General features: G+C 51.3%; 10 protein-coding genes. 4 read left to right on the top strand and 6 right to left on the bottom strand.

Annotated features, from left to right (window positions below):
* Positions 1–31: 31 nt before the first annotated feature.
* The 5 genes from BUB52_RS11610 to BUB52_RS15890 form a co-directional block, all read right to left on the bottom strand.
* Positions 32–2,323 carry a fimbrillin family protein gene (locus tag BUB52_RS11610; protein WP_009120801.1) on the bottom strand — a complete coding sequence of 764 codons (2,292 nt, stop codon included), beginning with the start codon at positions 2,321–2,323 and terminating at the stop codon, positions 32–34.
* A 104-nt stretch (positions 2,324–2,427) separates the two neighbouring features.
* On the bottom strand, positions 2,428–3,552 hold the full coding sequence (locus BUB52_RS11605; RefSeq protein WP_009120802.1) for a fimbrillin family protein: 1,125 nt from the start codon (positions 3,550–3,552) through the stop codon (positions 2,428–2,430).
* An 86-nt stretch (positions 3,553–3,638) separates the two neighbouring features.
* Positions 3,639–4,619, bottom strand: coding sequence for a DUF5119 domain-containing protein (locus BUB52_RS11600; protein ID WP_009120803.1), 981 nt, complete (start codon positions 4,617–4,619; stop codon positions 3,639–3,641).
* A 19-nt stretch (positions 4,620–4,638) separates the two neighbouring features.
* Complete coding sequence (locus BUB52_RS11595; RefSeq protein WP_009120804.1) at positions 4,639–5,052, bottom strand: helix-turn-helix domain-containing protein; 414 nt, start codon at positions 5,050–5,052, stop codon at positions 4,639–4,641.
* Between the two features lie 6 nt (positions 5,053–5,058).
* Positions 5,059–6,735, bottom strand: a complete 1,677-nt coding sequence (locus tag BUB52_RS15890) for a DUF3575 domain-containing protein (protein WP_009120805.1) — start codon at positions 6,733–6,735, stop codon at positions 5,059–5,061.
* A gap of 655 nt (positions 6,736–7,390) precedes the next feature.
* Between BUB52_RS15890 and BUB52_RS11580 the strand changes: the two genes are divergently transcribed.
* Positions 7,391–7,732 (top strand): hypothetical protein, encoded by a 342-nt coding sequence (locus tag BUB52_RS11580; protein ID WP_009120808.1) that lies wholly within the window; start codon positions 7,391–7,393, stop codon positions 7,730–7,732.
* Between the two features lie 101 nt (positions 7,733–7,833).
* Positions 7,834–10,104: a VapE domain-containing protein gene (locus BUB52_RS11575; RefSeq protein ID WP_039950246.1), complete on the top strand. Its 2,271-nt coding sequence runs from the start codon at positions 7,834–7,836 to the stop codon at positions 10,102–10,104.
* A gap of 164 nt (positions 10,105–10,268) precedes the next feature.
* On the opposite strand, the gene BUB52_RS11570 is transcribed toward BUB52_RS11575, so the two are convergent.
* Positions 10,269–10,505: a DUF4248 domain-containing protein gene (locus BUB52_RS11570; protein WP_009120811.1), complete on the bottom strand. Its 237-nt coding sequence runs from the start codon at positions 10,503–10,505 to the stop codon at positions 10,269–10,271.
* A 298-nt stretch (positions 10,506–10,803) separates the two neighbouring features.
* Between BUB52_RS11570 and BUB52_RS11565 the strand changes: the two genes are divergently transcribed.
* Positions 10,804–11,298, top strand: coding sequence for an HU family DNA-binding protein (locus BUB52_RS11565; RefSeq protein ID WP_009120814.1), 495 nt, complete (start codon positions 10,804–10,806; stop codon positions 11,296–11,298).
* A 220-nt stretch (positions 11,299–11,518) separates the two neighbouring features.
* Positions 11,519–11,603, top strand: an 85-nt coding sequence (locus BUB52_RS15770; RefSeq protein ID WP_175546684.1) for a smalltalk protein, incomplete at its 3' end; no start/stop codon positions are given.

Below are 11,603 nucleotides of genomic sequence, written 5' to 3'. Positions count from 1 at the left end.
TAAAGACATGGTATCTGCAAAGACATAACGCCTATAACGACGTCATATCTACATAATAGTTTATTTCGGGGTATGTCGGATCGGCCGGAGTCTGCTTCCAGAAATTATCGCTGTCCCAATTTATGATGTAAAGCATCGGGGGCATCGTATAGTATGCATTGATGGAAGAGTCGTACTTGGCGCATCTGAATGTTTTGGATGATCTAATCTTGCTGCTTGGTCTGAGAATTTCTTGTACCGTTTTCCCGCCTAATGTATTGCAGGAATAAGATGTTGAATTCGGGCTATCGGAGAACTCATAGCAGCTTATTTTATAATTGAAATAGCTTGTTCTGGGCAGCACCGAGCCGTCTCCATAGCAGTATCTGAATGTCGAATAATCTAGGGGTGTAAAACCGCCGAAATTAACAGTACCTATATTACCCTGCGAATCTATATCGGGGTACGTAAGGGAAAGTGGCGTATAACTATAACAAGACGTACACAGAATAGCGTTGACAGTGCCTATAAAACCGCCTGCGTTTACTGTTCTGGTGTCACCGCTGCTGGCCATTCCGCTGAAAGAGAGTGCTATGCTTCCTAAAGAATAGGAACCGTAAATATCGCCGCTATGGGCATCGCCGCCTAAAAATCCGCCGACTGTGACAATATACCCGGCGTTTGCGGGAATAGGTCCCAACTTAATATTGCCTGAAGACCAACAGGATGCGATTCTGCTTTTGTTTGTTGACATGTAGCCCACTAATCCTCCTATGGTGCAGGCATTCATGGCGGCTGACGAGGTGTGATTGTAAATACCTCCTTCCCCTATATCTACATTGGCATGGCATAAGATTATTGAAGCATCCTTTGCATCTCCTATCAGCCCGCCTGTTATGTACGGCTGGCCGCCGTCGGCATTACATGGAACTTTCCTGATTTTTCCGGTGGCGGAACAATAGTTTACTTGCGTCTCTTGGTCGACCGTTCCTGCCAGTGTTCCTGTGTAGGTTATAGGAGACCCGACCGTTATATCTGCGTCGCGCAGATTTATACCCACCAGCAGAGACTCGATTACCTGTCCGAAAAGGCCGATACCCTGGCTTGTCTTTCCGGTTTTTATCTTTAAATTTTTTATGGTATGTCCGTTCCCGTTGTATACTCCTTGAAACTCTACTTTATATCCTATCGGTGTCCAGTCGGTGACATCGTTGGAGAAGTATTTCGAGGTAGCGAGGTCTTGTATGTCGATGTCCGCCACTTGTAAAGCTTTGGCGGGACGGATTTTTCCGTTATTCACATCATTGCGGAATTGGGCGAGGTCTTCGGCGGTGGCTATGATATAGTCATAGTCGGTGTCGGAAGGGATAGGGACTTTCAGTTCATCCCATGTTATGTCGGAGTTCACCGTGATGGCGGTTATCTGGTTGTTTTGTATCGTCAGGGTGTAGCCTATGGCTTTGCCGGACAGCCAGTCGTTGGGGGTGACATTGGGCAGGGTGGCTGTTACGGTTGTGGAGCCGCTTCCATCGGCATAGGTCAGCGTCACCTTCGTATCGTTCGGGTGCGAGGGTATCAGGAAGAATTCTTTTACGGTCTTTGCCGTGCCGTCGACCGCTATGCTGACGGTGGCCGTGCAAGTGCTTTTGCTTGTACCGATGTTCTCCGCGGTGACCGCGGTGTTGGCGTCGTTTATGCTGAAGTCGGCCGATGAGGCGCACTCGGTGCTGATACCGGTTATGGTTTTGGAGTCACTGCCGCCCGTCTTTACTTTAAAGACCACCTTGGTCATGGCGTGCTTCATGGTGAACTGCACGGGGCCATGAGTATTAGCACAGTCCGTTACGCCTGTCGAGAGCAGCAGGTCGAGTTCCCCTTTGGGGGCGGAATAGCTGATAACGGGTCTGCCCGGGGCGTTGAAGGCGGTGGGCTTCGCTATCCGTATCTTGTCGTTGGCGTTGCCGGAAACGGCGGCGGTATGGGGCGCGTAAGCGAAGAATGATACTTTCTCGTTGGCGTTGGCAGGCCAATACCTTACGGGGCTGTACGTCCAGACGCCGCCCGTTTTCTTCACCGATTGGTTGTACAGGTGGTTGGGAGTGGAACTGCCGTTGCTGAAGTTACCTGTGCCCGTAAAGTAGGCGAATACACCCATTTCCGTAAGGTTGTCGGTGGTGGCTTCGGCACGTGTGCCGGGTTCCGCTTCACTGCTTGCTACGGTGGTGGAGAAACCAATCTCCCGGGTGGACATAAGGCTTTCGTCCTTGCTGTCGCAGCCGGCGTACAGGGTACACAGCAGCGGAATAAGGATGTACACGCCTTTCATTCTTCTCGTCATATTCATTGCTTGCTTCTTTTACTGAAAAAGTTTGTTGTGTGCCCGGAGAAGGACATTCAACCTTGACCGGGCGATGGGAAATCGTCTTATTATCGTTTCGTTACATCGGGTTATTGAACGGTTACGGGTGTGTCGCTTTCCGTTCCCCAGCCTTCTACGGTAGTTACGTTGAAGGAGATGGCGTTCAGGCTCACCGTGAAAGTGAATTTTTGGGCTGTGCCTTTCTTGAAAACACCGGCAGGCAGGTTCACTGTCTTTTCCACCGAGGATTTGGTGTGGGTAGCGGCACCTGTCTTGTTCACCATGTCGTATGCGATTTTTACCTGTACATCACCGGCTACGGCTGTGCCTGTGGCATTGCTCACCGGGAGCAGGAACAGGTATTCATTGGCGGGGAATAGCGATGTGGCGGTTGTTCCGGCGGAAGATATGTCGATGGAGCTTGTGGTGTAGCCTGCGAAGTTGGCTGCCGTCAGGTTCAATATGCCGTTGGATGAGGCTGCCGTCAGCGCATAAGGAGATGCCAGATAATCCGACGTATTGCTTGCCCACGTCAGGGTTTTCATGTCCAGCGTACCCTTGCTGTTCAGCTTGCTGGTATGTATCAGCGATACGCCTGTGATGAATACCTTTGTGTCGGTGTTGGCGCTGATGTCCGTACCCGTTTTGGCTTCCATGGCCACTCTGGTCAGCGGGTGCAGGAACTTGAAGTTTACCGTGCCCGAAGTCGAATTCTTGTCCATCGTATTGTTGGAACCGTCCGTAGGATCGGATACTACCAGGTCTACCATATTCTTTTGGTTGGTTTGCAGCTCAAATTTTACTTTCGGGTTGTTGCTTGCGTCGGCGGACACCGGTGTGATGCCGTTGCTGCCCGCATAGGGGGCGTAGGCGAAGAACGAGATTTTGTCGTTGGCGTCTGCCGGCCAGAATTTTACGGGGCTGTATACCCATGCGTTGCCGCTGCTGTTCCATGTCACTTTCTGGTTGTTCATGAATTCGGACTTTGCTCCGGCGGTGCTGTAAGCTCCGTTGGTCTGGTACGCCATCACCCCGAAGCCGGAAGTCTTTACAGCGGGAAGCCCGTTTTCCGCTCCACGGGCTTGCGCCGTGGTGTAGGTGTCGAACCCGATAGGCTTGTTGGCGTCCGGGTTCTGTTCGGTAATCTCATTTTCCGAACATCCTGCCAAGGCCATTAAGATGATGGCCAGTGAGAATAAACTCTTTGCTTTCATAACTGAATGTTGTTTTTAGATTGATAAATTATATCTTTAAATTTGTATCTTTAGCTTTGCGTCTTTAGGTTGATGAGCCGTATTTCTTAAATCGGAATCTCTGTATCGTTCTCTTGTCCCCATTCGTCTACATTGGCGTTGAATCCGGAGTCTTCCGAGATGGTCACGTCGGGCAGAGGTTCGGTGATGTCGGCTTCTATATGCAGGGTGGTGACGCCGCTGCCGTCCGCCTCTTCGTTCGCTTCGATGTTCTCCACTTCGCGCTCTATAACGGTGGTGTTGTCTTTCAACAAGGCTCTTACCTTGATTTGCACTTCTTCGGTAGAGGGCAGTCCGAAGAGGTGGATGGTGCCGCTGAGCGTGCCGTTGGCGGCGAAGTCCTCGTCCGGGGTGATGTCCTCTACTTCAAACTCCTGCACGCCTTTTTCGGCATGGGTTGTGCTGCCGTCGTGCAGGTAGACGGAGAGGGGCACGCCGCTGAGTTGGCACGTGGCCTGCTTGATGTTGTTGATGCCCGTGATGTGCAGCTTTACTTTCACCTTGCGGGTGAGGGGCAGGGGAGTGAATTGCAGCCGGCAGTTTCCGTCGGGACAGTCGGCCATGCTGCGTGCTCCGGCCGGGGCGTAGTTGCCCAGCATGTTGTCCGTCACTTCGAAGTCGCGTATCACGGCAGAAGCCAGCTTGCCGGGCGCCGCGGTGATGATTTTCGTTCCGTAGCGCGTCTCCGTTTGCAGGGCGTAGGCTTCGAGGGTGTGCAGTTGCTCCTGTCCCCGGAAGGCCATTGTGCCGAACTCGTCGAACGAACGGTTGAATAGTATGGCGTCGTAGCGTCCATCGGGCAGGCGTACGGTAGTTTGCGTACGGTCTCCCATCAGTACGACGCGCGGTGTGCCTCCGTCCTGCGGATAGAAAATCAGGGTGGCTCCGTATTGGTTTTCTTCCTGCTGGTCGGCACGGCTCCAGTCGGCCGTCACGGTTATTTCGGCCTCCGTATAGAAGGTCAGTTCCCTTCGTTCGCAGGACGCCAGCCAGAGCGGCAGTAGCAAAAACAAAACTGTATTCTTCATTTATTTCTGTGTTTTAGTATTAACAATCTATCAGTTTTATTTCCGACAGATAGAGCCTTGTAATATAGTTGACCACTCCCAGTTTCTGCGCCATCTTTCCGTAGCGGGTGTAGAACGCTTCGGATGTGGGGTGGTTGCAGTTCAGGTGTCCGTTTATGGCTTCGAGCACTTCGAGCAGGGAGATTTCGCATAGCGGTCGGCACAACTTGTAGGAACAGGTGGTGTATGTATCGGCGCCGGCATCTTCGGCTGCTTTTTCGTTTGCCTTTTCGGTTGCCTTTTCCTTGCGGCATATCATTCCTTTCTGTTCGAGGCGTGTGTATATGTATCGCAGCTCTTCGGGAGAGGTGCAGTGGCCTATCGCTTCATGCGGTTCGTGCATGGCGATGTCGTGCAACAATGTTATTGCTATTTGAGTCAGAGGGGATAGCATATTCTTTTATTTTTTGTTTTTTCCTGTAATCAGCCAAACGAGTGATATTTTCAGTTTTGTGGGGCCCAGCCAGGTGTACTCGCCGTTTTCCTGCCAGAGCAGGGTCCGGTGGTTGTCTCGGGAGTGGTAGTGGCGATAGTCGGTTCGGAGCATTCCGATGCCGATGTTGTATTCCAGTCGGAGATTGCGGGCGATGCTGTGGGCGTAGCCGTAGCTCACTCCGGCGGCAATGAAGAATTCTCCCTGATAGCCGTTCTTGTCCCATTGCAGGTCGTATTTTCCACCGCCCGCGTAGAGGCCGATGAAATGTCCGGTGAGTACGTCGCGTCCGCTCCTTTTGCCCGGCCGGTAACGGACTTCCAGCCCGCCCATGAGTATTTGCAGGCAGTATCTGTCATCGTTTATCAGCCACCAGGGGAACATGTATTCTCCGTTGAGCGACCAGCGTTTGCCTATGGGGACTTCCAGCTCGATGTTGGGCATGAGCGCCGCATCAAAGAGGAGATTGGTTTTTACCGCGAAGAGGGGGCGACGGCGGGATTTACCGGGTGCTATTGCGTTGGCGCTGCCTTTTGTTGGGGTATTGCCTGTTACTTGCGTGCTACCGGTGATTTCTGTGTTGTCTGTTAGTTCTGTACCATTAGCGTTTGTATCATTGCCTTTCGCAACTCTTACACCGTTTATGTTTTTTGTTCCGTCAGGGTTTGTGTCATTGCCTTTCGCAACCCTTACACCGTTTATGACTTCTGTACCGTTTGCGTTTGTATCATTATCTTTCGTAACTCTTACACCGTTTATAACTTCTGTTCCGTTAGCGTTTGTATCATTACCTTTCGTAACTCTTACATCGTTTATAACTTCTGTACCGTTAGCATTTGTATCATCGCCTTTTGCAACTCTTACACCGTTTATAACTTCTGTACCGTTTGCGTTTGTGTCATTGCCTTTCTCAACTCTTACACCGTTTACGACTTCCGTATCATCTGTAATCTCTGCTCCGTCTGCCTTTTGGTACTCTTTCATGTTATTACCCTGAGCATCTGCTACAAGCCTGCTACCCTGCTGTGCATGCCTTAGCGGCCGCATATAGACGGTGCATATAGATGCGTTTCTCAGTTCAGGCAAAATCCATTGGCTTATATGCCGATACGGAATACCTGTATTCAGCTTCTTCAAGAGAGCCTCTTTCCGTTTTTCGCCTGTATTCAGCTTCAATATCTGCAATATTTCGTCCCGGCAGGGCAGGAGCGTGTCGTTCAGTGCGACATCACGCAGGGCATCCCAACTTTCCGCCTGCGCAGAGGTACGGATGCGGTACTGGTTCAGTCCGGGGTATTTCCAGACCAGATACCCTTTGACGGCCTGTGCGCGTCGCAGAGCGAGACGCCGGTTGTAATCGGCGTCTCCTTCGGGTGAGGAAAAGGCTTGTATGCACACGGAATCTATCCGGGATACACACAGGCTGTCTGCGAAGATTTTGTGCATGGCGGCAAGTATCCGGTTATTGTCACGATATCCGTAGTCGACCATTGAGCGGTCGAAGCGGAAATGCAGTACGAGTTCTGTCTTTTGTTCGGTATCGGCGCTGAAGACCTCTTTTTTTGTCTCTCGCGCTTCCTGTGAATATATCGGAAAAGGCAGTACCTGCATAAACCCAATGATTAACAAAAGTTTCAGGTTCATAAATGTTATTTGTTTGTTTGCTTGTTTGCTTGCTTTTCAGGGCAAATTGTTTATTAAACGTACGTCTGAAAAACACCTTTTCGGGGCTCTCTTTCAGCCCCGCCCTTTATACTTATTCCTTTGTCAGAGTACTATTTTTATTTCGGATGTAAGCGTCTGTTCCACAACATATTGAAAAATTATTTTGCTGTCATCCGAAATTAATATTATCAAAATAATTTGGTATTATGAAAAGTATGCGTATCTTTGTGTTTATCAAACGTACGTTTAAAAAACACCTCCGTTTTCGTTGAATTTTCGTTACAACACTCACCGCCGTTATTTCTCTGTTCTTTACAACTTTTCCCTGATGATACAAGTTTCATATATATAGTACATGCGCGTGTGCGCACGCACGGGCGTATTCTTTCTTTTTTTTCTGAGAAAAATCGCCGATTCATTAGAGAGGGGGATATACCCTCCTGCCTTTCTTCACGGTGTCGGCGATTTTTTTTATTCTCAACAAGTTTCCGGCGATTGTTTTGCCCGCGTTTAATAAATGTTTAAATTTGCCTGTTAATATTAATTGAAGCCTTTAAATGTTAAACGAAAAAAGAGAAAAGAGTATGAAAAGTGCTATTTTTAAAAAGCGGAGTTTGTAGATTGCGACCGTTATGTGTTTGTTTCGAAGGATGAAAAGCTTGACGTATCCCGCATCGTTACGGGGATTGACCTGATGCTTGACGGCAAGGTGCACGTGGATACGGGCAAACAGCTTCTGTTCGAGGCCGTTGCCTGCCAGATACACGGCCATCAGGCGGCGGGATGTCCTGATTTAAGTATAAGCCGTGAGGTGAGGGGCTGGGCTCATATTCTGCACGCGTTCTGCTTTGTGGAGAAAGACCGCGACCGCAGTTCGGAGATGAAGGAGCAGTCCATCGAAACGGCGCTGTACAATACCCTTGCCCGTCTTTTCCCGAAAGAGGAGCAGGGCGCGTCCGATGAGCGTCCGAAATAAGTGAAGCGGATAGTCCTTTCCTGTGGAGAGGACTATTTTCGTATCCGGGAGCGTACGCTTATCTTTGTTCCCGCCGATAGGGCAAACTAAAACAAACATCGATGAAAGACCTCATGATTACCGCTTACAGCGGCTTCTCCACCGTTTCCGGCGAAACGAACCTGACTACTGTGATAACCAACATCCGCAACGGCGCCTACTTCCATACGGTTCGGAAAGTGGAGCAGCAGTTGCGTCTGGGCGACCTCTCCAAAGCGAACGCCATCAAGAAGCAGCTCCCTTTTTTTACGCTCACGGGAAACTACTCCGCCTTGCGGCAGCCTTACAGCCTGCTTCGCTACAACCCCGTCATCACCGTGGACGTGGACGAGTTGGCGGACGACCGTGTGGATGCCGTCCGCCGTTTGCTTGAGGCCGACGCCGACGTTGTGGCGTGCTTCCTCACGCCCAAGCGGCACGGCTTCAAAATCTTCCTTTACCTGCGCACGGCGTATGCCCGCCGTCTGCGCAAGATGACCTTCTCCGTGCCTTTCATCACGTACGCGGAGCTTGAGAATCATCATGCGCTGATGTACGAGGCCGCCCGCCTGTACGTGGAGCGCCTCATCGGACTTCCGGTGGACGTGAGCGGTAAGGATATCGGTAGGGGCTTCTTCGCTTCGTTCGATGCGCAGGCGTATCTGAATACGGCTCTGCTGGGGGAGATTGAGGAAGTGACGACCCGGGTGCTCGTGCCCGGGAAGACGGAGAGGAAGAAGAAAGGGACGGGGGATAAGTCGGCGGAAGACGGGCTGACGGGGAAACTGCCGGGTGAGAGGACGGGTAACGGACTGCCGGACGAAACGGCGGGTAACGGAACATTGCAGGGCAAGAAGAGTGACAGGCCGCGGCGTGACGACGCTTCCGCCCTGTCTGCCGAAATAGCCCCCTGGCATCTCATGGAGTATAAAAAGGCGCTCAACACCACCCGCCGTTCCGAGGTTTTCCGTAAGGGCAACCGTGACAATTTCCTCTTCATACTGGGCAACCGCTGCTTCCGCAAGGACATCCCTCAGGAAGTTGCCGTGCTCCTTGCCGAACGCGACTTCCGGCAGGACGACCTGGACGTTGCGGGGGCTATCGGTAACGCCTACCTGTACGTGAGCAAGACCTGTGCGGCCGAGAAGGCGAAAGAGGACAAGGTTCCCGTCGTCAGCCGCGTCATGGATTTCCTTTCGCTTCGCTACCGCTTCCGCCGCAATACGGTGCTGGATCGTCTGGAGTTCTGCGAGCAGGACGGTGCGTGCGGGACGGACTCCCTTACCGCTTCTCCCGTCTTCAGCCCCCTGCGGAGCAAGGATTTGAACTCCATCTACGTAAGCCTGCTGACGGACGGCATCAACTGCTCCCTGAACACGCTGAAGGCCATTGTCGACTCCGACTACGCCACGGCGTTCAATCCCTTTGAGGACTATCTGCTCAATCTTCCCCCGTGGGACGGCGTAACGGACTACATCGGCGAGCTGGCCGATACCGTACGGACGGAAGACGGGAAGTTCTGGCGCGAGAGTTTCCGCCGCTGGCTGGTGGGCTCGGTGGCCTGCGCGCTGTACGAGAAGAAGGTGAACCAGCTCGTGCTGATACTTTTCGGCGGTCAGGGCAAGGGCAAGAGCACGTGGATAAGCCGTCTGCTTCCGCCCCAGTGGCGCGAGTACTACCACACGGGCATGATATGTCCGGACAGCAAGGACGACATGCTGCTGCTTTCCACCCGCTATCTCATCAACATGGAAGAGTTTCAGGGTGTGAAGGCGGCCGACCTTGCGGGGCTGAAGCGTATCATCACGCAGGAGAGCGTGACGCAGCGCAAGGTGTACGATACGCAGGCTTTCTGCTTCGCGCGGCATGCCTCGTTCATCGCGAGTACCAACAAGCGTCAGTGCTTGCAGGACATCGACGGCAACCGGCGTTTCCTGCCCTCATCGGTGCTTTCGGTGGATTATCGTCGCCCCGTGAATTATCAGGGGGTGTATTCGCAGGCTATGTCGCTGCTGGGCAGCGGATTCCGGTATTGGTACGAGGGCGACGAGATAGACGGGCTGAACATTCATAACGAGCGTCACCGGATGAAGGACCCGGTGGAAGAGAACCTGTTCGTCTTTTTCCGCCGTCCTCAGGCAGAGGATTTGTCTGTTCAGTGGATGCCCGCTTCCGCCATCCTTACCCATCTTACGATTTACGGTAAGGTGCAGGTGAACCGGCAGACGCAGCAGGAGCTGGTGCAGGCGCTCGAGAAGTATGGTTTTGCGACGCGTACGAACGGTCAGGGCAGTACGGAGTATGAAGTGGTGAAGTTCCAGTCGGACGAGGTGGAGCGTAACTTCCGGCAATAGAGTGTATATCAAAAAAAGTTCTGCCTATGTTGCAACTTCCGTTTGATGTACGGCAAACGGGATTGGCGACATAGGCTATCATACAAGAATGTCGGTATTGAACCGAATACTGAAAGCTCATGATAGAATTAATTCAATAGAATAATTACAGATTTATAGAAGCCTTACGGCTCTCCCAGCGTCTCTACAATCAGCCTCACCTGCCGCCTCGTATAGCGGTGGTCTCCCCTTGCTTCTCCCGACCTGTACATGGCCTCGTACAGTTCGGGATTTCTTTGTATCCAATACCTCATCTTGCGCATGGCGGGCACAAGCGGCATATCGGGATTATATAAGTGCGCCAACTCCGACTTTCTGTAAGAACGGATAATGAAAGGTTCTTCAATGCAATGATTCTCCATCTCTTTGTTATGATTTTAAACGTTTTATGATTACTGTTTTTTTTGTTTGAGCCATCTCTCGGATATACCTCAAATATACGGAAAAAATACGGACTACGGAAGCGAACCGCACATTATAATCACTTGAAATCCAACTATCGACATACATATACCGCCGCACCCATGTACGACAAAACAGCGGTGCGTACTTCCGTATCTTTGTCCTACGGAACAAGAGAGGGTATGGTTAACCGCCAATTGCGCACCCCGGCTCAGTCTCCCTATTTTTTAATTTTTAATTCTCAATTCTCAATTTACTATGGCAGTACCATTTAAGAAAGTGGGTTATCGGAAAGACCCGAAGAATAAAAATTCCGAGATAGTGTTTCATCCCCGCCTCGTTACGATGGGTCAGACAATGACGCTGGAGAGTATCGCGTACGAGATGAAAGAGAAAAGTTCCCTTTCTTACGGGGATATCAAGAGTGTGCTGACGAACTTCGTGGAAGCGATGCGGACGGCGTTGTATAACGGTCATTCGGTAAATATTCAGGAGTTCGGCGTGTTCAGCCTTTCGGCGCACTCGGCGGGAGTGGCGGATGTAAAGGATTGTACATCCAAGAATATCAGGACGGTGAAGATTAACTTTCGGGCTTCGAGCAGTGTGAAACCGAATCTGACGTCTACGCGTGCAGGGGAGAAGATTGAATTTCTCGATGTGCAGGCGGCAATGGACGGAGAGACAGGCGACGGTAACGGCGGCGGTGGCAACGGCGGCGGAAACAGCGGAGAAGAAGAAAATCCGTTGGGCTAAGAACCCGCCGGGCTGAAACAGGGTAAAGACGGGGCAGAACGGATTTCAAGCCTTATCCCGTTATTGAAAGGCCGTCTGCCCGTCCGTACCCCTATCCCCTGATAACATTTCAATCAATCTTCATTATTATAAATAACCCATAAGTAAATATTGAAAACCAGTTTATATCAAGATAGTATAAGCCGATTATGCGTATTTACTTAACTTAACCCCAATTATTATGTCAACAAAATCAACCTGGTGGGACAAGCTCCTCAAAATCGTAATCGCAGTAGCATCGGCCGTTCTCGGCGCATTGGGCGCGC

Origin of the sequence: Bacteroides clarus YIT 12056 (assembly GCF_900129655.1) — a bacterium.
GTDB classification, from domain to species: Bacteria; Bacteroidota; Bacteroidia; order Bacteroidales; family Bacteroidaceae; genus Bacteroides; species Bacteroides clarus.
Note: the sequence above shows the minus strand (reverse complement) of the source record. Positions and strands in the feature narration are given on the sequence as shown.

Bases quoted from the DNA above. Each gene is read 5' to 3' on its own strand.
- BUB52_RS11610 (WP_009120801.1), bottom strand. From the start codon at position 2,323: ATGAATATGACGAGAAGAATGAAAGGCGTGTACATCCTTATTCCGCTG.
- BUB52_RS11605 (WP_009120802.1), bottom strand. From the start codon at position 3,552: ATGAAAGCAAAGAGTTTATTCTCACTGGCCATCATCTTAATGGCCTTG.
- BUB52_RS11600 (WP_009120803.1), bottom strand. From the start codon at position 4,619: ATGAAGAATACAGTTTTGTTTTTGCTACTGCCGCTCTGGCTGGCGTCC.
- BUB52_RS11595 (WP_009120804.1), bottom strand. From the start codon at position 5,052: ATGCTATCCCCTCTGACTCAAATAGCAATAACATTGTTGCACGACATC.
- BUB52_RS15890 (WP_009120805.1), bottom strand. From the start codon at position 6,735: ATGAACCTGAAACTTTTGTTAATCATTGGGTTTATGCAGGTACTGCCT.
- BUB52_RS11575 (WP_039950246.1), top strand. From the start codon at position 7,834: ATGAAAGACCTCATGATTACCGCTTACAGCGGCTTCTCCACCGTTTCC.
- BUB52_RS11570 (WP_009120811.1), bottom strand. From the start codon at position 10,505: ATGGAGAATCATTGCATTGAAGAACCTTTCATTATCCGTTCTTACAGA.
- BUB52_RS11565 (WP_009120814.1), top strand. From the start codon at position 10,804: ATGGCAGTACCATTTAAGAAAGTGGGTTATCGGAAAGACCCGAAGAAT.